We start from the raw sequence: 19,494 nt of genomic DNA on the forward strand, positions 1-19,494 counted from the left end.
AGTCGAATGCTTTGATTTACATCGTCCATTCAATATGGATATGCTTTGCCGATGACTGAACCGACCGACTCGCCCCTGGCCCACCGCATCAGCCACCGCATCACCCACCGCCATATCGAGGTCTTCCGCGCCGTGATGACGGCGGGCAGCGCCACCGGCGCAGCCGACCTGCTGCACAGCTCGCAGCCCACCGTCAGCCGCGAGCTGGCGCGACTGGAAACGCTGCTGGGCTACGCGCTGTTCGAGCGCGTGCAGGGCCGCCTGCGCCCCAACGCCCGCGCACTGGCGCTGTGGGACGAGGTGCAGCGCTCGTGGCAGGGGCTGGAGCGGGTGGTGGACCGCGCCGTGGCGCTGGGCCGCTCGGACGCGGTGCAGCTGTCGGTGCTGTGTCTGCCCGCGCTGGCGCACACGCTGCTGCCGGGCGCGGCGGCGCGGCTGGTGCGGGCCAGCCCCCACGCGCGCCTGTCGATCACGCCGCAGGAGTCGCCGCTGCTGGAAGAGTGGATGAGCGCCCAGCGCTACGACCTGGGCCTGTGCGAACAGGCCGCCGCCCCGCCGGGCACGCGGGCCGAGGTGCTGCTGACGCTGGACGAGGTGGCCGTGCTGCCAGCCCGCCACCCGATCGCGGGCCGGCCGGTGCTGGATCTGGCGGACTTTGCAGACCAGCCCTTCGTCAGCCTGTCGGCCGACGACCCCTACCGCAGCATCATCGACGCGCGGTTTGCCGAGGCTAGCGTGGCGCGCGCCCTGCGGGTGGAAACCCACAGCGCCGCCGCCGTGTGCGCCATGGTGGAAGAGGATCTGGGCCTGGCCATTGTCAACCCGGTGACCGCCCTTGCGGCTGCGGCGGGCGGGCGCCTGGTGCTGCGGCGCCTTGCGTTTTCCATCCCGTTCAGCGTGACGGCCCTGCTGCCGCTGCACCGCCCGGCCTTGCCGGAGGCTGCGCCCATGCTGGAGGCTTTGCGAGAGCAGGCAGCCGAAGTTGCACGCCAAGTGGAGCGGGCACTTGCCCCGCCGCACTGAGGCTGCGCCCTCAGAGAACTACTATTTTGATAGCTGTCAGCGCTTACCCATCAAGCGCTAGAGGCCAATTTAACCAATATTTCTTCAGGGCGGCGTCAGGCTGCGCACCTTGGCCGCCAGCCGCGCCTCCACCGAGGGCGACACAAACTTGGTCACCTCGCCGCCCAGCACGGCGATCTCGCGCACGAAGGTGCTGCTGATGAACTGGTATTTGTCGCTGGGGGTGAGGAACACGGTTTCCACCTGGGGCATCAGGCTGCGGTTCATGCCGGCCAGCTGGAACTCGTAGTCAAAGTCGGTCACGGCGCGCAGACCCCGCACCATGGCCTTGCCGCCGCGCGACACCACAAAGTCGCGCAGCAGGCCCGAAAAGCTCTCCACCTGCACCTGCGGATAGTTCTTGACCGCCTCGCGCACCATGTCGATGCGCTCTTCGAGACTGAACAGCGTCTTCTTGTGGTGCCCCGCCGCCACGGCCACGATCACACGTTCGAACAACTGGGTGGCCCTGCGCACCACGTCTTCATGCCCGAGGGTGATCGGGTCAAAGGTTCCGGGGTACACGGCAAGCACGTTCTGGGCCATGGCTGGTTGTCTCCTCTATGGCGGAATGGACGTTGGACCGGGCGCGGCAACTGCGGGCAGGCCCGCTGCGCCGCCCCCGGACCGCGTGGGGCGCATTATGCAGTGCACTGCAACATGAACCCGGCGCATGGCACGCGCCCGGGCGTGCCACGTCAGCGCGGTGGTGCTGCGGCCGCGCGCCGCAACAGGTGCGCATGCACCGCCCCGGCCTTCAGGTGCCGGTGCAGCACCAGGCCGCTGGCGGCCAGGTCTTCGTCGGACCAGGCGCGAGGCGCTTCGAGGTAGACAAAGCCCTCAGCCGCCACGGCCTGGGCGGCGGCCTGCAGGGCGGGGGCAAACAGGTCGCCGTCGAACGGCGGGTCGATCAGCACCAGGTCCAGGCTGGCGGGTGCGGCCTGCCGGAGGGTGGCCACGCCGTCGCCACGCTGCACACGCACGGCGCCGGCCTGCAACTTGGCCTGCAGGCCCTGCAGCTGCGCGACCAGCGCGGCATCGCTTTCCACCAGCAGCACCGACGCGGCGCCGCGCGAGGCCGCCTCCAGCCCCAGCGCGCCGGTGCCTGCGAAGGCGTCCAGGCATCGCCAGCCCGCCAGGTCCTGGCCCAGCCAGTTGAAGAGCGTCTCGCGCACGCGGTCGGGCGTGGGGCGCAGGCCGGGGCGGTGTGCCACCTTCAGGCGCGTGCGCTTCCATTGCCCGCCGATGATGCGGATTTCGCCCGCGCCCTGGGGGGCGGCTGCGGGCGCACCGGCCTTGCCGGTCTTGCCGGCTTTGCTATTGGCGCCTGGTTTGGGCGATGCGGGCAGAGGCGCAGCGGCCGCCGCCTGGGCCTTGCGGATTTCGGCGGTGATGGCGCTGCCCCGCAGGCTGGAGCGGCTCATGGCTGCTTGCCCCCCACCACCACCGTCACCATGCGGCCCGGCTGCAGCTTCTCGGCCATGGCGCGGCGCACGTCGGCCACGGTGAGGGCCTCGACCTTTTTCGTCCACTGGTCCAGGTAGTCGAGCGGCAGGTCGTTCCAGGCGATGTTGGCCACGTTGCCCAGCAGCTTCTTGTTGCTGTCGATGCGCAGCGCAAAGCCGCCGATGAGGTTGTCCTTGGCGGCGCGCAGCTCGGCCTCGGTGGGGCCTTCGGCCACATAGCGGGCGATCACGTCGCGCGAGACCTGCACGGCGTCCCGCGCCTGATCGGGCCGCGTCTGCAGGCCCACGGTGAAGGCGCCGGCGTGCAGGCCGGCCGCAAAGTAGCTGTAGACGCTGTACGAGAGGCCGCGCTTTTCGCGCACCTCGTTCGTCAGGCGCGACACGAAACCCCCGCCGCCCAGGATGTGGTTGCCCACCAGCAGCGCGAGAAAGTCCGGGTCCTTGCGCTGAAAGCCGGGCTGGCCGATGAGCACGTGGGCCTGGGCCGAGGCGAAGGGGATGGTGCGCTCGACCGGCGCGGCCAGCGCCGCAACCTCGCCCACCGGCGGCAGCGGCGCGCAGCCCGTGCTGGCGGGCAGGCGCGACAGCAGCGTGGCCACCAGCGTCTGCGCCTGCGCGCGCGTCACGGCGCCCACGATGCTGACCTTGGCGCGGCAGGCGGCGATGTGCCCCGTGTGGAAGGCCTGCATGTCGGACACGCTGATGCGGGCGAGCGTCTCTTCGGTGGTGCGCACGCCATAGGGGTGGCTGCCGTACACGGCGGACGCGAACGCGTGGGCCGCCACGGTGGCGGGGCGGGTCAGCGATTCCTTGATGCTGGCGCTCCAGCGGGCGCGGTCGCGCGGCCACACGTCGGCCGGAAAGCTGGGCTCGCCGATCTGGCGCGCGGCCAGGCGGGCGGCCTTATCGAGCAGCGGCGGGTCGGTGAGCGAGCGCAGCGTGTAGTGCAGTGCGTCGTTGTCGGCAGCCGCCTCAAAGCTGGCGCCCAGGTCGGCCCAGGCCTCGCCCAGGCCGTTTTCGTCCAGTGCGGGTTCGCGGCTCGCGTCGCGCCCGGCCTTCACGCCCTTGCTGGCCATCATGGCCACGGCGCTGGCCAGGCCTGATTGGCCCGCCGGATCGCGGCGCGTGCCGGCGTCGAAGTCGATCTGCACGTCCACCATGGGGATGACGGGGCTTTCGACCAGATAGACCTTGGCGCCGCTGGGCTCCACCCAATGCTGGATGGGCAGCAACGCCCAGGCAGAATTTGAATAAAAAACGGCTCCAGCGCTTACCAGTAAAGCGCGAGCAGCTATCTTTTTAAGAGTAATCATGGGTTGACTGCGCGAAACGGATTCAGTGGCGGGCCGCGCCGGGCGCGGGCTGTGCGCGGGGGCGTGGGGCGTCCAGCGGCTGCGGCAGCAGCGTGGCCACGGTGAGCTGGTCGTCACCAAAATATTTGGCGGCCACGGCCTGCACCTGCGCGGGGGTCACGGTGCGCAGCAGGGCCAGCAGGCGGTCGTTGGCGTCGAGCGGGAAGCCCTGGATCCAGTTGCCGCCCAGCTCCTGCGCCTGGCTCATCACCGAGTCGCGCTCGTACACGGTGGAGGCGATCCACTGCGTTTTCACACGGGTCAGCTCGGCCTCGCTCACGCCGTCCTTTGCCACGCGGCTCACCTCGGCGCGCAGCGCGTCTTCCACCTGCTGGGCCGTCTTGCCCGCCGCCGGCACGCCGCTGAGCATGAACAGGCTGGGGCCGCGCCCCGTCACCATCGCGCCACTGCTGGCGCTGTCGGCCACGCGGTTGTCGCCTTGCGTGAGTGCTCGGTCCAGCCGCGCGCCGTCGTACCCGTTGAACACGGCCGACAGCACCATCAGGGCCAGCGCGTCGCGGTCGGCATCGGTGAGGTTGTCGAGGCGCTGCAGGCTGGGCGCGCGAAAGGCCAGGGCCACATAGGCCTGCTCGGCCGGAGCCTTCACGGCAATGCGGCGCAGGCCTTTTTGCTCAGGCTCGGTGCGCGGCTTGCGCGCGGGCAGCGCGTGGGTGGGCAGGCTGCCGTAGTACTTCTCGGCCAGCGCGCGCACCCTGGCCACGTCCACGTCACCGGCCACCACCACGGCGGCATTGGTGGGCGTGTACCACTGGCGGTAGAAGGCGCGCACGTCTTCGGGCGTCATCGCATCCAGGTCGCTCATCCAGCCCACGATGGGGCGGCGGTAGGGCGACGCAATGAAGGTGGTGGCAAAGAGCTGCTCGGCCAGCATGGCGCGGGGCTGGTCTTCGGTGCGCAGGCGGCGCTCTTCCTTGACGACCTCGATCTCTTTCTTGAACTCTTCGTCGGGCCAGTGGCTGTTGGCGAAGCGGTCGGATTCGAGCTTCATCACGTCTTCCAGACGGCTGGACGGGATCTGCTGGTAGTAGCCCGTGTAGTCGCGGCTGGTGAACGCGTTTTCGCGCCCGCCCAGGGCCGCCACGCGGCGCGAGAACTCGCCCGGCGCCAGCGTCTTGGTGCCCTTGAACAGCATGTGCTCCAGCACGTGGGCCACGCCGGTCACACCGTCCACCTCGTCCATGGAGCCCACGCGCACCCACACCATGTGCACCGCCGTGGGCGCACGCCGGTCGGGCTGCACGATGAGCTGCATGCCATTCTTGAGCGTGAACTGCTGCGCACCGGACGCGGTGGCGGAGGGCGGAGCAATGGAGGGAACAGCCGGCGTGGTGGTCGCAAGGACACCCCCGGACGAAATGCAGGCCAGCAGGGCCAGAAGGGTGAGGGCGCGTTTCATAGAATGGGGTGATTCTAAGAACCCGCCAATGTTCAGTTTTTTCAAGAAAAAGCCCGCCCCCGAGGCCACCCCGGCCCCGGACACCGCCCCCCCTTTGGCGCCTGATGCACCTCCTGCATCTGCAGCACCTGCATCCCAGACACCGGCCACCCAGCCCCCGACCGCCCCCTCACCGGCACCCGCACCGGCACCCTCGGCCTTTGGCTGGCTGAAGAACCCGTTCGGCACCAAGCCGCCAGAGCCCACGGTGCCGGCGGCCGCCCCCACCAGCCCGACTGTGGCGCTGCCACCTCCCGCGCCCGTGGCCGCTCCCGCCGCCCCGGCCGCCACACCGCCATCGGCGCCCGTGGCACCCACCGTGCCCGCCGCACCCGTGGCGCCCGCCGCGCCTGTGCCGACCCCGGCTGTTCCAGTCGCCGTCCCGGCGCCACCATCGCCCCTCGTGCCTGCGCCGAACGCAGCGCCACCGTCGCTCGCGCCCCTGCCCGCCGCACCGGCTGCGGTGCCCGTGGCTGCCTCCACCGCCCCGGCCCCTGCGACCGAGCGCAAGGGCTGGCTCGACCGCCTCAAAAGCGGCCTGCGCAAGACGGGCACGAGCATCACCACGGTGTTCACCGGCACGCAGATCGACGACGCGCTGTATGACGAGCTGGAAGAAGCCCTGCTGATGGCAGACACCGGCGTGAAGGCCACCACCCACCTGCTGGCCGACCTCAAGCGCCGCGTGAAGGAGGCCAAGGCCACCGAGCCCGCCGCCGTGAAGGGCCTGCTGGCCGACGCGCTGGCCGACCTGCTGCGCCCGCTGGAAAAACCCCTGGTCATCGGCGAGCACACGCCCACCGTGATCATGGTGGCGGGCGTGAATGGCGCGGGCAAGACCACCTCCATCGGCAAGCTCACCAAGCACCTGGCGCAAGAAGGCGCGGCCGTGCTGCTGGCGGCGGCCGACACCTTCCGCGCGGCAGCGCGCGAGCAGTTGGGCGTCTGGGCCGACCGCAACACGGTGGAGATCGTGAGCCAGGAGGGCGGCGACCCGGCCGCCGTGAGCTTTGACGCCGTGACGGCGGGCAAGGCGCGCGGCAAGGACGTGGTGCTGGTGGACACGGCCGGCCGCCTGCCCACACAGCTGCACCTGATGGAAGAGCTGAAGAAAATCCGCCGCGTGGTCACCAAGGCCGACGCCACGGCGCCCCACGAGGTGCTGCTGGTCATTGACGGTAACACCGGCCAGAACGCGCTGGCCCAGGTGCGCGCGTTCGACGACGCCCTGCAGCTCACGGGCCTCATCGTCACCAAGCTCGACGGCACGGCCAAGGGCGGCGTGCTGGCCGCCATTGCGCAGGAGCGGCCCGTGCCCGTGTACTTCATCGGCGTGGGCGAGAAGCTCGAAGACCTGGAAACCTTCAACGCACGCGAGTTCGCGCAGGCCCTTCTGTCGTGAACGAGGGCTCCAAGGCCCAATATTGCCCCCACGGGTGAATTTCGCATTTACGGAATGGGGCGTTTCCCCCATCATGGCTTTTCGATTCGTTGCAAGCGCACGAAAGGTCCATGTTCATCGAACTTGTCAAAGGCGTGGCATTGCTGCTGGCCCTGTGTTTCCTTCACGGGGTCAACATTCGGGTATGGCGTCAGCGCCCACGCGTTGGGCAAGTGTTCTCCGGCGTTCTTTTCGGCGGGATCTGTGTGGTGGGGATGCTCACGCCGGTCGTGTTGATGCCGGGTGTCATTTTCGACGCCCGCTCAGTGGTGCTGAGCATGGCCGGCCTGTTCGGGGGCCCGGTGGTGGCGGTCATCACTGCACTCATGGCAATCACCGGTCGGTTGTGGCTGGGTGGCTCGGGTGCGCAGGTGGGCGTGCTGGTGATCACGTTTTGCACGGTCATGGGGCTGGTGTACCGCGCGGGTCGTGCACGCGGCCGCTTGGGCGTAGAGCCGCTGCCGCTGGCGATTTTCGGACTGTTGCTGCACACGGCGGTGATCGGATTGTTCCAGTTGCTCCCCCCTGCGGTGGCAACGCGCGTCAACGAGACCCTCGCCCTGCCCTTCCTGCTGACCTTCACGCCTGCCACGGTCGTGCTTGGCTTGTTGCTGCGCGACGTGGAGATGCGCCTTGCCACCGAGGTGGCACTGCAAGACACTGCGGCGAGGCTGCACGCTATCACGCGGGCCATACCCGATGTACTGCTGGTGCTCGACGCCCAGGGCCGCTATGCGGAGGTGCTGTCACCAGATAACGACTCGCTGGTCGCCAGCGCGAGCCATCTCCTTGGCAGGCGGATTCATGACGTGCTGCCACCTGACCAGGTCGACCGTTTCATGACGCTGATCGACGACACACTGAGCTCTGGCCAGACGCGCAGCATCGAGTACGAAATCGACACGCAAGCGGGCCCCCGCCATTTTGAGGGGCGCGCACAGCCCTTATCCGCGGGGGTAGGTGGCCAACCGGCAGTGGTTTTTCTGGCACGAGACTGCACCCACCGCAAGCAGGCTGAGGGCGCACTGCGCGAATCGGAACTCCGTTTTCGCTCACTGCTGCGCAACATTCCGTCCATTTCCGTACAAGGCTATCTGCGCGACGGGACCACCAGCTACTGGAATCGGGCGTCCGAGCAGCTGTATGGGTACACCGCAGAAGAGGCGCTTGGCGGCAATCTACTGGATCTCATCATCCCACCGCCCTTGCGGGACTCAGTCCGTGAAAATGTGGAGCAGATGTTTGCCACCGGTGAGGCAATGCCCGCGGGCGAGCTGCAGTTGCAACGCAAAGACGGTTCTCTGGTGCACGTATTTTCGAGCCACGCCTACATTCAGGTGCCGGGCCATGCCCCCGAGATGTTCTGCATAGACATCGACATTTCAGGCCGCAAGGCGGCCGAGGAGGAGGCGCGTTATCTGGCCTTCTACGACGCACTGACCCAATTACCGAACCGCCGACTGCTGGTGGACCGTCTGCAGCAGGTGCTGGCCAACAGTGCGCGCTCGGGCTTGGTGGCTGCGGTGTTGTTTGTGGACCTGGACAACTTCAAGACGCTGAACGACTCGCGTGGGCACGAAGTGGGCGACCTGTTGCTGAGGGAGGTGGCGCTGCGGCTGCGAAGCAGTGTTCGCGAGCAGGACACTGTCGCGCGGCTGGGCGGAGACGAGTTCGTGGTGGTGCTACAGAACCTCAGCGGCGTGCCGGACGAGGCTGCAGCGCAAGCCCGTACGCTGGGCGAACTGCTGTTGGCGCAATTGCGGCAGCCCTATCAACTGGCAGGGAGTGAGCACCACTTCACCGCCAGCATCGGTGTGACGCTGATGAACGATCGGGCTGACACAGTGGACGAGGTGCTCAAGCAAGCCGACCTCGCCATGTACCGTGCCAAGGACGCCGGGCGTAACACGCTGCGATTTTTTGACCCCGACATGCAGCAGGCCGTGAACCGACGCGCCTTGCTGGAGGCCGAACTGCACGCAGGCCTGCGGCAAGCGCAGTTCCTGCTGCTCTACCAGCCGCAGGTGGACGCGCAGGGGCGAATAGTGGGCGCAGAAGCACTGGTGCGCTGGCAGCACCCGGTACATGGCATGGTGCCACCCTCGGAATTCATCCCACTGGCCGAAGAGTCCGGGCTAATCCTGCCGCTGGGCCTGTGGATCATGGAGACCGCGCTGCGCCAACAGGCGCAGTGGCACGAAGACCCAGGCCTTGCGCATCTGGGGCTGTCGATCAACGTGAGTGCACGGCAGTTTTTGCAGGACGACTTCGTGCAGCAAGTGAGCGGGGCGTTGCAACAGTCTGGCGCAGACCCGTCTCGCATCAAGCTCGAACTGACCGAAAGCCTGCTGCTGGACAACGTGGACCACGTGGTGACAACCATGCACGCCTTGCGCAATCTTGGGCTGGGCTTCTCGCTAGACGACTTTGGCACCGGATACTCGTCGCTCAGTTACCTCAAACGCCTGCCGCTCAACCAGATCAAGATCGACCAGGGCTTTGTGTTGGACGTGCTGCTCGATCCAAGCGACGCGGCCATCGCGCAGTCCATCATTGCGCTGGCACACAGCCTGGGGCTGGATGTCATCGCGGAAGGGGTGGAATCGCAGGCACACCTCGAATTCCTTCGCTCCCATGGATGCCGTACCTTTCAGGGCTACCTTTTCGGTCGACCCCTGCCATTGGCTGACTTCGAACGCAGAGCCCTGCAAGAGCGGGCCCACCAGACACCACCCCCCGGCTAGGCGTCCGCGCGGTAGAAGGCGTCGAGCGAAACGCGCGAAAACGGAGGATCGCGTGGTGCTACCGATAAGCCCAGGGTGGCCCCCTGGGCGCAGGCGGTGGTACCGCGCGAGACCGGTTTATCGTGCGTCGCAGCCGATGATCCTTTTGCCGCGCAGACTCCCAGGTTGAAGTTGCCCATCGCATTCATCACGCCGCGCGCCACCTTCACCTCCCTCTATCGACCGGGAGATTCAAAGGTTGCGTTGCGAAGAAAGCCGGCCGGCATCTGCAATGCCGACGTGCTGCCAAACTGCTTGTGCGCTGCGAGCAACTCGTCCAGGCGAGGGTCTCGAATCATGACCTGCTGTCCATCGCCTTCGGCAACAGCAATGACGGGAGCGCTGGGTTCAGGCCCCGAAGCCAGCTGCGCGCCTGCAGCGGCGCCAGGGCTTTGCAGGGTTGCGAGCGAGCTCCAGCCGATTGCAGCGACAGCCGCAAGCGATGCGAACCCGGCGGCCATCTTCCATCGAAATACGGACGCGTTGGCCGCTGCATCCACCGCACCCGCAGGCGCTGCCACGAGGCCCTGCGCAGGGGCGCGGGTGGACTCCACCGCCGGCCGGGGCATCACAGGCTCCTGGGCCAGTTGGGCACGCAACCGGGCAAGGAACGCGGCATCACCCGTCTGGGCGAGATCCGGGGAGCGCAGCACATCGCCCACCAACTGGTACACCGCCCAGGTGGACTGACCTTGTTCCTCGCAGGCAAACTCCAGCGCCTGCGCCCACTCATCGCCATCCAGCTCGCCATCGGCCAGGGCAGACAGCTGCTCGCAGCGCGCGTCCCGTTCGTCCACCTTGGTCGGCCCCTTCAAAGCCCCGTCGTTACCTGCTACAGCCTGGTTCATTTCCAATACCTCACCATCGTTTGCCTGACTGGTTTTCAAGCAAGGGTCGCACGCGCGCAGAAATGGCTTCTCGCGCCCTGAAAATCCGAGACCGCACCGTGCCGATGGGGCACCCCATCGCGGTGGCGATCTCTTCATAGCTCAACCCCTCGATTTCTCGCAGCGTCACTGCCTGCCTCAGATCGTCAGGCAAAGCCTCCATGGCCGCGTTGACGGTCAGCGCAATTTCTCGGGCTGCGAGAACGGTTTCGGGGGTTTCTTCGCTGATTAGTTCATGCCCCAGGCGGGAAGTTTCATCTTCGTCGTCTCCAGCACGCAGGGCGTTCTCGGAGATCACCGGGTTGCGCTTCATGTCCATCAACGCCTTCTTGGCGGTGTTGACGGCAATCCGGTAGAGCCAGGTGTAGAACTGCGCCTCACCCCGGAACTGGTGCAGTGCGCGGTAAGCGCGGATGAAGGTTTCCTGGGCGATGTCAGGGATCAGGTCCGTGTCCCGCACCATGCGGCCGATGAGGCGCTCGATGCGGCGCTGGTACTTGAGCACCAGCAACTCGTACGCGCGCTGATCGCCTGCCACCGTGCGCTCCACCAGTTGGAGGTCGCTGTCTTCGGAGGGGGAAGGCGGGGTAACAGTCATGAATTCTTAAAAATCACGCCCCATGGCGGCCGGCCAGGGCGGTCTTGTCAGCGTTGTCGTCAGCGCCCGGCGTGGCGCGCGAATATACCGCACGGCGCAGATCCAGCCATCTCTCGGGCTGGCGGGATTGCTCCAGCCACAGCCAGGTACGGCCAAGCCCGAGAGGCGCGACAGAAATCCAGAGATGGGACTGCAGATCCAGAAGGACCGCAGGCGCACCAGAAAGTGCCCGACTGTCGCCGCTTTGGCCGGGGGCTCTGTCCAGTTGCCAGTAGCGTCCGTCCCACCGCAGCACACCGCACCACTGGTGGCACCAGAGGTGAAAGGCCGCGACCGAGAATGCGCCCCAGAGAGCGAAGGATGCCCACACCGCCCCCACCTTGTCGCTTGCACCCATCCAGGCCCACAGCGACAGCACGCCCAGACCCGCGCACGCCAACGCGATCAACAGACCACCCAGCGCCAGGCTGCGCCCCAGCGGGTACGAGACGGAGGGCGGCGACCGCGAGATCCCCATCATCTGCCTTGCGCCGCACGGCGACGGGCTGTGCCGGGATCGCTCACAAACCTTGGTGGTGGTAAGCGGGAGCCTGACGGATCAGACGCGCTTGAAGACCAGCGTCCCATTGGTGCCACCAAAACCAAAGTTGTTTTTGACGGCAACGTCGATCTTCATGTCACGCGCCGTGTTGGCGCAGTAGTCCAGGTCGCACTCCGGGTCCTGATTGAACAGATTGATGGTGGGCGGAACCTTCTGGTGGTGCAAGGCCAGCACCGTGAAGATGCTCTCGATGCCCCCGGCGCCACCCAGCAGATGGCCCGTCATGGACTTGGTCGAGCTCACCACGGTCTTGTAGGCATGGTCACCGAGCGCCGCCTTGATGGCATTGGTCTCGTTGATGTCGCCCAGCGGCGTGGACGTGCCATGGGCATTCAGGTAATCCACCTGGTCTGCGTTCACACCGGCATTGCGCAGCGCGTTGAGCATGGCACGGCGGGGGCCGTCCATGTTGGGGGCCGTCATGTGCCCGGCATCGGCACTCATGCCAAAGCCACTCAGCTCGGCGTAGATCTTGGCGCCGCGGGCCTTGGCGTGCTCATACTCTTCCAGCACCATCACGCCGGCGCCTTCGCCCAGCACAAATCCGTCCCGGTCCTTGTCCCAGGGACGTGACGCGGTCTTGGGATCATCGTTGCGGGTCGACAGCGCGCGCATTGCGGCAAAGCCGCCAATGCCCAGCGGGGACACCGTCGACTCCGACCCCCCTGCCACGACCACATCGGCATCGCCGTATTCGATCATGCGGCCCGCTTCGCCGATGCAGTGCAGTCCTGTCGTGCAGGCTGTCACCACCGACAAGTTCGGCCCCTTGAAGCCGAAACGCATCGACACATGGCCCGCCACCATGTTGATGATGGACGCTGGCACGAAAAACGGCGTGATGCGCCGGGGGCCGCGGTTGGTGAGTTCGGCGTGTGTGTCTTCGATCAGCGGCAGGCCGCCAATGCCCGAGCCGATCACGCAGGCGATGCGTGTGGCGAATTCTTCGCTGAGCGCCTCTCCCGTCGGGAGACCGGCATCCTGCACGGCCTGCGCCGCCGCAGCGACCCCGAAGTGGATGAAGGTGTCCATCGCGCGCGCATCCTTGGCGCTGATGTATGACTCCAGGTCAAAACCCCTGACCTCGCCTGCGATCTTGCAGGCGAAGTTCGATGCATCGAACTTGGTGATGAGGTCAATGCCGGATTGCCCGGCAAGGAGGTTGGCCCAGGAATCGGCCACCGTGTTGCCCACGGGGCTGACGCATCCCAGGCCGGTCACGACAACGCGACGACGGCTCATGCGTAAAAACCTTCTGCTTGGAAATCGCTTGAGTCAGGCGCAGCGCGCCGCTCAGGCCTTCTGGTGGGTGTTGGCGTAGTCGATGGCGTTTTGCACCGTCGTGATCTTCTCGGCGTCTTCGTCCGGGATCTCGATGCCGAACTCGTCTTCCAGTGCCATCACCAGTTCCACGGTGTCGAGGGAGTCGGCACCGAGGTCTGCCACGAAGGCTTTCTCGTTGGTGACCTGAGACTCTTCCACACCGAGTTGTTCGGCAATGATCTTTTTGACGCGTGCTTCGATATCGCTCATGGTTTCCCTCTGGGGGTTGTGAATGAATCCGCGATTCTAGCCGCTTAAGGAGTGGCCCCTAAACAGCCCGCCGTACGGACTAACCGGCGTTAACTTGCCTCAATTACATGTACATGCCGCCATTGACGTGCAACTCCTGCCCCGTCACATAGCCTGCCTCGAGGGATGCCAGGTAGGCCACCGCGTGTGCGATGTCCTGCGGGCGCCCCATGTGGCCGAGGGGGATCTGCGCGTTGAGCGCTTTTTGCTGCTCCTCGGGCAGCGCTGCCGTCATGTCGGTCTCGATGAATCCCGGGGCCACGCAGTTCACGGTGATGCCGCGGCTGCCCAGCTCGCGCGCCAGCGCGCGCGTCATGCCTGCCACACCGGCCTTGGCGGCAGCATAGTTGGCCTGACCCGGATTGCCCGATGCGCCCACCACGCTTGTGATGCTGATGATGCGCCCGAAGCGCTGCTTCATCATGGGACGGATGGCGGCGCGGCTCGCACGGAACACCGCCTTGAGGTTGGTGTCCAGCACCGCATCCCAGTCGTCGTCCTTCATGCGCATGGCCAGGGTGTCGCGGGTGATGCCCGCGTTGTTGACCAGCACGTGCAGGCCGCCCTGCTGCTTGACGATGCCATCGATCAAGGCGTCGAGGGCCGCGCCATCGTTCACGTTCAGGTTAACCCCGCGGCACCCGGCATGGGCCGCCAGGGCCTGGGTGATGCGCGCAGCGCCGTCGTCCGTCGTGGCGGTGCCCACCACCTGATAGCCGCGCACGGCCAGCTCCAGCGCAATGGCGGCTCCGATGCCGCGGGTTGCGCCCGTGACCAGCGCAACCGGCGCCGCAGATGAGGATGCGGATTCGCTCATGCCAGCAACTCCCGGGTTTCGGCCAGGGTGGCCGTATCAAAAAGGGCGGCACCGACCAGCTCGGGGTCGATGCGCTTGGTCAGGCCTGCAAGCACCTTGCCCGGGCCGCTTTCAATGATGTGGGTCACGCCGCGCGCCTTCAGCGCCTTCACGCATTCGACCCAGCGGACCGGGCCAAATGCCTGGCGATACAGAGCGTCGCGGATGGCATCCGCCCCTTCCTGCACTGCCACATCCACGTTGTTCACCACCGGGATCTGCGGCGCCGCAAGCACCACGTCGGCCAGGGCCGCCTTGAGCTTCTCCGCCGCAGGCTTCATCAGGCTGGAATGGAACGGCGCCGACACCGGCAGCGGCAGTGCACGCTTGGCGCCTGCGGCCTTCAACATTTCACACGCTTTCTCGACACCTGCCTTGGTGCCCGCAATCACGGTCTGGATGGGGTCGTTGAAGTTCACGGCCTCCACGATCTCGGTCGAGCCTTCACCGAAGGACGCCTGGGCCTGCTCACAACCGGCAATGACCTGAGACGCCTCCATGCCCAGAATGGCCGCCATGGCGCCCGAGCCCACCGGCACAGCCTCCTGCATGGCGGCTGCGCGCAGGCGCACCAGGGGAGCCGCCTGCGCGAGCGTCAACACTCCTGCGGCCACCAGCGCCGAATATTCACCCAGCGAATGTCCAGCCACGGCAGCCGGAGCAGCGCCCCCCTCGGCGCGCCAAACCCGCCACGCCGCCACACCGGCCACCAGCATCACGGGCTGGGTGTTGGTGGTGAGCGCCAGCGCCTCCTTGGGGCCGTCCTGGATCAAGGCGCCCAGGTTTTCACCCAGGGCGTCCGACGCCTCCTGCAGGGTCTGCACCACGGCCGGGTGCTCGCCCCATCCGTCGAGCATGCCCACCGACTGCGAGCCCTGCCCCGGAAAGACAAATGCGAAAGTCTTCATCACGCTTCAGAAATATGAACAAAAATGTGCTTCAGCGCTTATCCAGCAAGCGCTGAAAGCTATAACTTTAGGAGCACAGCACCCCAGGTAAAACCGCCGCCCACGCCTTCCAGCAGCAGGGTTTCTCCCTTTTTTACTTGCCCGCTGCGCACTGCGTGGTCGAGCGCGAGCGGAATGGACGCCGCCGACGTGTTGCCATGCTGGTCCACGGTGACCACGATCTTGTCCATGGACATCTTCAGCTTGCGGGCCGTGCCCTGCATGATGCGGATGTTGGCCTGGTGCGGAATCAGCCAGTCGATGTCCGCCTCGGTCATTCCGGCCTTGGCCAGCGCCGCGTGGGCAGCCTTCTCGAGCACCCCCACCGCCAGCTTGAAGACCGCCTGGCCATCCATCTTGAGCAAGGGATCACCCAGCACCTGGCCGCCCGCCACGTTGCCGGGCACACAGAGAATGTCCACATGCTTGCCATCGGCGTGCAGGTCGCTGGAAAGAATCCCGGGGGTGTCCGAGGCTTCCAGCACCACCGCCCCGGCACCGTCGCCGAACAGAACGCAGGTGGTGCGGTCGTTGAAGTCCAAGATGCGGCTGAACACCTCGGCCCCGATGACCAGGGCCTTGCTGGCCGCACCCGTCTGGACCATGGCATCGGCCACCGACAGGGCATAGACAAAACCGCTGCACACTGCCTGCACATCGAATGCGGGGCAACCATTGGCGCCCAGCTTGTTCTGCAAAATGCAGGCCGTGGAGGGAAACACCATGTCCGGCGTGGACGTGGCGACGATGATCAGGTCGATATCGGTGGCCTGCAGGCCCGCTGCCTGCAGCGCATTGCGCGCGGCCTCCAACCCCAGGTCGCTGCTCGCCACATCGGGCGCCGCGAAATGGCGCGCACGGATGCCGGTGCGCTCCACAATCCATTCGTCAGAGGTTTCGATGCCGCGTTGGCCCAGTTCAGCCACCAGGTCGGCATTGGTCAGCCGGCGAGGTGGCAGATAGCTGCCAGTGCCGGTGATGCGGGAATAACGTCTCATCTAGTTCGTTGCCGCCGCTTCGCCAGGCTGGGGCTGGGCATCTGCAGACACCAGCAGTGGCGCCGCGTGCGCAATCCGGTTCCGGACACGGTCGAGCAGGTTGTTGCGGGCTGCATCATACGCCCGGTTCAAAGCCTGCTCGAAAGCCATCGCGTCGGCCGATCCGTGGCTCTTGAACACTAGGCCACGCAGGCCCAGCAGTGCCGCGCCGTTGTAACGACGGTAGTCCATGCTCTTCATGAGCGCTTTTAGAACCGGATACGCGACGATGGCCGCAACTTTGGTGAAGATGCCGCGAGAAAACTCTGCCTTGAGCGCACCGATGATCATGGATGCGACGCCTTCGCTGGCCTTGAGGGCCACATTGCCCACAAAACCGTCACACACCACGATGTCGACCGTGCCCTTGAAAATATCATTGCCCTCGACATTGCCAAAAAAGTTCAGATCTCCGGCATTCCCGGCAGATCGCAGCAATTCACCGGCTTTTTTGATGATTTCACTGCCTTTGATGACTTCTTCACCAATATTGAGCAGACCCACGGTAGGCTCGCCGCCCCCTCCCTCGCGCAGGGCGGACACCAGGGCGGAGCCCATGACTGCAAACTGAAGCAGGTGCTCCGCCGAGCAGTCCACATTGGCCCCGAGGTCCAGCACCGTGGTGGCGCCGCCAGCGGCATTGGGCATCTGGGTGGCAATGGCGGGACGATCAATGCCGTCCAGCGTTTTGAGCAGGTAGCGCGCAATGGCCATCAGCGCGCCCGTGTTGCCGGCGGACACTGCGGCCGCGGCCGCACCGTCCTTCACCTGCTGGATGGCCACCCGCATCGAAGAATCCTTCTTCTTGCGCAGCGCCACCTCCACGGGGTCATCCATGGCCACCACTTCCGACGCAGCCACCACCGTGGCACGGTCGCAGGAAAAGCCGCTCAGACTGTCAGGCAAACCCACCAAAAGCAGGCGGGCGTCGGGGTGGTGTTCGAGAAACTGGCGGCACGCCGCGAGCGTGACGCGGGGGCCATGGTCGCCCCCCATGCAGTCAACAGCCAGTGTGATCATGGGCGACTTGTCCGGCCGGCCCGCAGGGCCGAAAGAAGAGTGCAATGGTCAAAACAAAGGCCCGCGCTACTGATTTTGTAGCAGCGGGCCTTTGGATGAGGCGAAAAATCAGGCTTCAGACTTGTTCTTCAGCACTTGGCGGCCACGGTAGAAACCGTTGGGGCTGATGTGGTGGCGCAGGTGCGTTTCACCGGTGGTGGGTTCCACGGCAATGCCCGGCACGGTCAGGGCATTGTGCGAGCGGTGCATGCCGCGCTTGGAGGGGGACTTCTTGTTTTGCTGAACGGCCATGATGGCTCCTGATCTGGAATGGGTTGGTAAATACGCGATCAGCCCAAATAGACACGATGGGGTTCGCGTGAAGCCCACGATTATAACCCAAATGGTTTTTGAGGCCAGATCAGCCCTTGGCATCCTTGCGCAACGATGCCAGCGCAGCAAACGGGTTGGGCTTTTCGGCGTTGGCCTCTTCAAAATCATCATCGGAGGACGCAAGTGGCACCTGCGTGGGGCATTCGTCGTGCTTGGGCACCACGGGCAGCGCCATCAGCAGTTCGTCCTCGATGAGTTCATGCAGGTCGAACTCGCGGCTCAAGGCCAGCAGGTCTTCCTCGCACTCGTCGTCCAGCGCTTCGGCGGTGGCTTCGTCCGCCACGAAGCGGAATTCGCGCGCCACTTCCAGCGGCACATCCACCGGGGTGAGGCACCGCTGGCATTCCATGGGAAAGGTGGCGCGGACCGCGACGCGCATCCAGACCTGGCTGATTCCCCCCATGGCGGTGCGGATTTCGCCCACAGCCTCCCAGTCCACCAGCAGGTCGGGGTGCAGGCCTTTGGCCTCCTGCGCCAGGCGTTCGTACTTGAGCAGTGAATCGTGGCCCGCCAGCCGTGCGCCTGCCTGGGCGAAGGCCTTCACATCCAGCCGGTGCGGGGAGAATTCCTTGGTCATGGCGGCAGTGTAAGAGAATCGGCGCATGCTTCAACCCCCCTCCCTGCAGCGCCCTCTGGTATTGGGCTCCACCTCGCGCTATCGGCGTGAATTGCTGGAGCGCCTGGGCCTGCCGTTCACGGTGGCCGCGCCCGATGTGGACGAAACCCCCCTGCCCGGCGAGACGCCGCGCGCACTCGCAGTGCGACTGGCTCTCGCCAAGGCACGCGCCGTGGCTCGTAAGCATCCGGACGCGGTGGTCATCGGCTCCGACCAGGTGGCCGACCTGTCCGGCCAACCCCTGGGCAAGCCCGGCGAGCACGACCGCGCGGTGCAGCAGCTGCGCCAGATGCGCGGCCAGACGGTCATCTTTCAGACGGCGCTGGCAGTGGTGTGCACGGCCACCGGCTTTGAGCAGGCGGACCTGGCCCCGGTGGAAGTGCGCTTTCGCCCGTTGTCGGACGAAGAGATCGAACGCTACCTGCGTGCCGAGCAACCTTATGACTGCGCCGGCAGCGCCAAGAGCGAGGGCCTGGGCATCGCCTTGCTGGACGCCATCCACAGCGACGACCCCACCGCACTCATCGGCCTGCCGCTCATCCGCACCTGCCACATGCTGCGCGCTGCGGGGCTGGTGCTTCCATGAGCCGCCCCACCCCCGGCACGCTGTACCTGGTGCCCGCGCCGCTCGACTTTGGCTGCGACAGCCAGGTGCCGCTGCAGGATGCCCTGCCCGCCCACACGCTGCAGACCGCCGCCCGGCTGACGCACTGGGTGTGCGAAAACGCCAAGAGCACGCGCGCCTACCTCAAGCGCGTGGATGCCCTGCACCCGCTGTCCCTTCCCCTGCAGCAGCAGCAGATCGCCGAGCTTCCGCGCGAAGTGCACAAGAAGGGCGACCACGGCAGCAAGGGTTCGGCGCCGTTCGACGCCCGTCCCCTGCTGGCGGCAGCACTGGCAGGGCATGACATGGGGCTCGTCAGCGAGGCGGGCATGCCCGCTGTGGCCGACCCGGGCTCATCGGTGGTGCGGGCCGCCCACGATCTGGGCGTTCCTGTGGTGCCCCTGGTGGGGCCCGTGTCGCTGCTGCTGGCGCTGGCCGCCAGTGGGCTCAACGGGCAGAACTTTGCGTTCGTGGGCTACCTGCCGCAGGATGTGCAGGAGCGCAATCAGCGTATCAAGGAGCTGGAAGCGCTGGCCGCGAAGACAGGGCAGACCCAGCTGTTCATCGAAACCCCCTACCGCAACGCCGCGCTGTGGCAAGCGCTGGTGCAAACGCTGCAGCCCGCCACGCGCCTGGCGCTTGCCAGCGGCCTCACCCTGCCGGAGGCCCGCATCCGCAGCCAGCTGGTACGGCAGTGGCGCGAGCAAACGGCATTGCCCGACAACCGCACTCCCATGGTCTTTGCCCTGGGGCGCTGATGCCCATGAGTCTGCGCGGCAGAAGGAGCATCGGCTGCACCGCGCGATAAACCGGTCTCGCGCGGT

20 protein-coding genes are annotated in these 19,494 nt (G+C 66.3%); 5 read left to right on the top strand and 15 right to left on the bottom strand.

What is annotated here, in order from left to right; all coding sequences use genetic code 11:
• Positions 1-51 precede the first annotated feature (51 nt).
• Complete coding sequence (locus ACOQFS_RS10470) at positions 52-1,023, top strand: LysR family transcriptional regulator (RefSeq protein WP_421562818.1); 972 nt, start codon at positions 52-54, stop codon at positions 1,021-1,023.
• Positions 1,024-1,107: 84 nt separating this feature from the next.
• On the opposite strand, the gene coaD is transcribed toward ACOQFS_RS10470, so the two are convergent.
• The 4 genes from coaD to ACOQFS_RS10490 form a co-directional block, all read right to left on the bottom strand.
• Complete coding sequence (gene coaD / locus ACOQFS_RS10475) at positions 1,108-1,608, bottom strand: pantetheine-phosphate adenylyltransferase (RefSeq protein WP_409826814.1); 501 nt, start codon at positions 1,606-1,608, stop codon at positions 1,108-1,110.
• 152 nt (positions 1,609-1,760) lie between these two features.
• Entirely contained in the window at positions 1,761-2,486 is a 726-nt protein-coding gene (gene rsmD, locus ACOQFS_RS10480) for a 16S rRNA (guanine(966)-N(2))-methyltransferase RsmD (RefSeq protein ID WP_421562819.1), read from the bottom strand.
• Complete coding sequence (locus ACOQFS_RS10485) at positions 2,483-3,841, bottom strand: M16 family metallopeptidase (protein WP_421562820.1); 1,359 nt, start codon at positions 3,839-3,841, stop codon at positions 2,483-2,485. The genes rsmD and ACOQFS_RS10485 overlap by 4 nt, the downstream gene beginning before the upstream one ends.
• A 22-nt stretch (positions 3,842-3,863) precedes the next feature.
• The gene (locus tag ACOQFS_RS10490; RefSeq protein WP_421562821.1) at positions 3,864-5,297 is read right to left on the bottom strand and encodes a M16 family metallopeptidase; all 1,434 of its coding nucleotides are present in this window, start codon (positions 5,295-5,297) and stop codon (positions 3,864-3,866) included.
• Positions 5,298-5,325: 28 nt separating this feature from the next.
• On the opposite strand from ACOQFS_RS10490, the gene ftsY reads away from it, so the two are divergent.
• Both ftsY and ACOQFS_RS10500 read left to right on the top strand, forming a co-directional pair.
• Positions 5,326-6,738, top strand: coding sequence for a signal recognition particle-docking protein FtsY (gene ftsY / locus ACOQFS_RS10495; protein ID WP_421562822.1), 1,413 nt, complete (start codon positions 5,326-5,328; stop codon positions 6,736-6,738).
• A 110-nt stretch (positions 6,739-6,848) separates the two neighbouring features.
• Positions 6,849-9,521, top strand: coding sequence for an EAL domain-containing protein (locus ACOQFS_RS10500; protein ID WP_421562823.1), 2,673 nt, complete (start codon positions 6,849-6,851; stop codon positions 9,519-9,521).
• A gap of 215 nt (positions 9,522-9,736) precedes the next feature.
• On the opposite strand, the gene ACOQFS_RS10505 is transcribed toward ACOQFS_RS10500, so the two are convergent.
• The 11 genes from ACOQFS_RS10505 to ACOQFS_RS10555 all read right to left on the bottom strand — a co-directional run bounded on the left by ACOQFS_RS10505 (position 9,737) and on the right by ACOQFS_RS10555 (position 18,027).
• Complete coding sequence (locus ACOQFS_RS10505; RefSeq protein WP_421562824.1) at positions 9,737-10,408, bottom strand: sigma-E factor negative regulatory protein; 672 nt, start codon at positions 10,406-10,408, stop codon at positions 9,737-9,739.
• A 10-nt stretch (positions 10,409-10,418) separates the two neighbouring features.
• The gene (gene rpoE / locus ACOQFS_RS10510; protein WP_421562825.1) at positions 10,419-11,045 is read right to left on the bottom strand and encodes an RNA polymerase sigma factor RpoE; all 627 of its coding nucleotides are present in this window, start codon (positions 11,043-11,045) and stop codon (positions 10,419-10,421) included.
• 13 nt (positions 11,046-11,058) lie between these two features.
• The gene (locus tag ACOQFS_RS10515; RefSeq protein ID WP_421562826.1) at positions 11,059-11,565 is read right to left on the bottom strand and encodes a hypothetical protein; all 507 of its coding nucleotides are present in this window, start codon (positions 11,563-11,565) and stop codon (positions 11,059-11,061) included.
• A gap of 78 nt (positions 11,566-11,643) precedes the next feature.
• Positions 11,644-12,888: a beta-ketoacyl-ACP synthase II gene (gene fabF, locus ACOQFS_RS10520; RefSeq protein WP_421562827.1), complete on the bottom strand. Its 1,245-nt coding sequence runs from the start codon at positions 12,886-12,888 to the stop codon at positions 11,644-11,646.
• 51 nt (positions 12,889-12,939) lie between these two features.
• On the bottom strand, positions 12,940-13,179 hold the full coding sequence (gene acpP, locus ACOQFS_RS10525; RefSeq protein ID WP_003058049.1) for an acyl carrier protein: 240 nt from the start codon (positions 13,177-13,179) through the stop codon (positions 12,940-12,942).
• Positions 13,180-13,282: 103 nt separating this feature from the next.
• Positions 13,283-14,035, bottom strand: coding sequence for a 3-oxoacyl-ACP reductase FabG (gene fabG, locus ACOQFS_RS10530; RefSeq protein WP_421562828.1), 753 nt, complete (start codon positions 14,033-14,035; stop codon positions 13,283-13,285).
• A complete protein-coding gene (fabD, locus tag ACOQFS_RS10535; RefSeq protein ID WP_421562829.1) occupies positions 14,032-14,982 on the bottom strand; it encodes an ACP S-malonyltransferase in 951 nt (316 codons plus the stop codon). Before fabD ends, fabG begins: the two co-directional genes overlap by 4 nt.
• A gap of 59 nt (positions 14,983-15,041) precedes the next feature.
• Positions 15,042-16,019, bottom strand: coding sequence for a beta-ketoacyl-ACP synthase III (locus tag ACOQFS_RS10540; RefSeq protein ID WP_421562830.1), 978 nt, complete (start codon positions 16,017-16,019; stop codon positions 15,042-15,044).
• Positions 16,020-17,078: a phosphate acyltransferase PlsX gene (gene plsX / locus ACOQFS_RS10545; protein ID WP_421562831.1), complete on the bottom strand. Its 1,059-nt coding sequence runs from the start codon at positions 17,076-17,078 to the stop codon at positions 16,020-16,022.
• Between the two features lie 108 nt (positions 17,079-17,186).
• A complete protein-coding gene (gene rpmF / locus ACOQFS_RS10550) occupies positions 17,187-17,369 on the bottom strand; it encodes a 50S ribosomal protein L32 (protein WP_011794326.1) in 183 nt (60 codons plus the stop codon).
• 109 nt (positions 17,370-17,478) lie between these two features.
• Positions 17,479-18,027, bottom strand: a complete 549-nt coding sequence (locus ACOQFS_RS10555) for a YceD family protein (RefSeq protein WP_421562832.1) — start codon at positions 18,025-18,027, stop codon at positions 17,479-17,481.
• Between the two features lie 25 nt (positions 18,028-18,052).
• On the opposite strand from ACOQFS_RS10555, the gene ACOQFS_RS10560 reads away from it, so the two are divergent.
• A complete protein-coding gene (locus tag ACOQFS_RS10560; RefSeq protein WP_421562833.1) occupies positions 18,053-18,652 on the top strand; it encodes a Maf family protein in 600 nt (199 codons plus the stop codon).
• Complete coding sequence (locus tag ACOQFS_RS10565) at positions 18,649-19,428, top strand: SAM-dependent methyltransferase (RefSeq protein WP_421562834.1); 780 nt, start codon at positions 18,649-18,651, stop codon at positions 19,426-19,428. Before ACOQFS_RS10560 ends, ACOQFS_RS10565 begins: the two co-directional genes overlap by 4 nt.
• Positions 19,429-19,494: the final 66 nt, after the last annotated feature.

Origin of the sequence: Paracidovorax sp. MALMAid1276, assembly GCF_049198005.1 — a bacterium.
GTDB lineage: Bacteria > Pseudomonadota > Gammaproteobacteria > Burkholderiales > Burkholderiaceae_C > Acidovorax.

Bases quoted from the DNA above. Each gene is read 5' to 3' on its own strand.
- ACOQFS_RS10470 (WP_421562818.1), top strand. From the start codon at position 52: ATGACTGAACCGACCGACTCGCCCCTGGCCCACCGCATCAGCCACCGC.
- coaD (WP_409826814.1), bottom strand. From the start codon at position 1,608: ATGGCCCAGAACGTGCTTGCCGTGTACCCCGGAACCTTTGACCCGATC.
- rsmD (WP_421562819.1), bottom strand. From the start codon at position 2,486: ATGAGCCGCTCCAGCCTGCGGGGCAGCGCCATCACCGCCGAAATCCGC.
- ACOQFS_RS10485 (WP_421562820.1), bottom strand. From the start codon at position 3,841: ATGATTACTCTTAAAAAGATAGCTGCTCGCGCTTTACTGGTAAGCGCT.
- ACOQFS_RS10490 (WP_421562821.1), bottom strand. From the start codon at position 5,297: ATGAAACGCGCCCTCACCCTTCTGGCCCTGCTGGCCTGCATTTCGTCC.
- ftsY (WP_421562822.1), top strand. From the start codon at position 5,326: ATGTTCAGTTTTTTCAAGAAAAAGCCCGCCCCCGAGGCCACCCCGGCC.
- ACOQFS_RS10500 (WP_421562823.1), top strand. From the start codon at position 6,849: ATGTTCATCGAACTTGTCAAAGGCGTGGCATTGCTGCTGGCCCTGTGT.
- ACOQFS_RS10505 (WP_421562824.1), bottom strand. From the start codon at position 10,408: ATGAACCAGGCTGTAGCAGGTAACGACGGGGCTTTGAAGGGGCCGACC.
- rpoE (WP_421562825.1), bottom strand. From the start codon at position 11,045: ATGACTGTTACCCCGCCTTCCCCCTCCGAAGACAGCGACCTCCAACTG.
- ACOQFS_RS10515 (WP_421562826.1), bottom strand. From the start codon at position 11,565: ATGATGGGGATCTCGCGGTCGCCGCCCTCCGTCTCGTACCCGCTGGGG.
- fabF (WP_421562827.1), bottom strand. From the start codon at position 12,888: ATGAGCCGTCGTCGCGTTGTCGTGACCGGCCTGGGATGCGTCAGCCCC.
- acpP (WP_003058049.1), bottom strand. From the start codon at position 13,179: ATGAGCGATATCGAAGCACGCGTCAAAAAGATCATTGCCGAACAACTC.
- fabG (WP_421562828.1), bottom strand. From the start codon at position 14,035: ATGAGCGAATCCGCATCCTCATCTGCGGCGCCGGTTGCGCTGGTCACG.
- fabD (WP_421562829.1), bottom strand. From the start codon at position 14,982: ATGAAGACTTTCGCATTTGTCTTTCCGGGGCAGGGCTCGCAGTCGGTG.
- ACOQFS_RS10540 (WP_421562830.1), bottom strand. From the start codon at position 16,019: ATGAGACGTTATTCCCGCATCACCGGCACTGGCAGCTATCTGCCACCT.
- plsX (WP_421562831.1), bottom strand. From the start codon at position 17,078: ATGATCACACTGGCTGTTGACTGCATGGGGGGCGACCATGGCCCCCGC.
- rpmF (WP_011794326.1), bottom strand. From the start codon at position 17,369: ATGGCCGTTCAGCAAAACAAGAAGTCCCCCTCCAAGCGCGGCATGCAC.
- ACOQFS_RS10555 (WP_421562832.1), bottom strand. From the start codon at position 18,027: ATGACCAAGGAATTCTCCCCGCACCGGCTGGATGTGAAGGCCTTCGCC.
- ACOQFS_RS10560 (WP_421562833.1), top strand. From the start codon at position 18,053: ATGCTTCAACCCCCCTCCCTGCAGCGCCCTCTGGTATTGGGCTCCACC.
- ACOQFS_RS10565 (WP_421562834.1), top strand. From the start codon at position 18,649: ATGAGCCGCCCCACCCCCGGCACGCTGTACCTGGTGCCCGCGCCGCTC.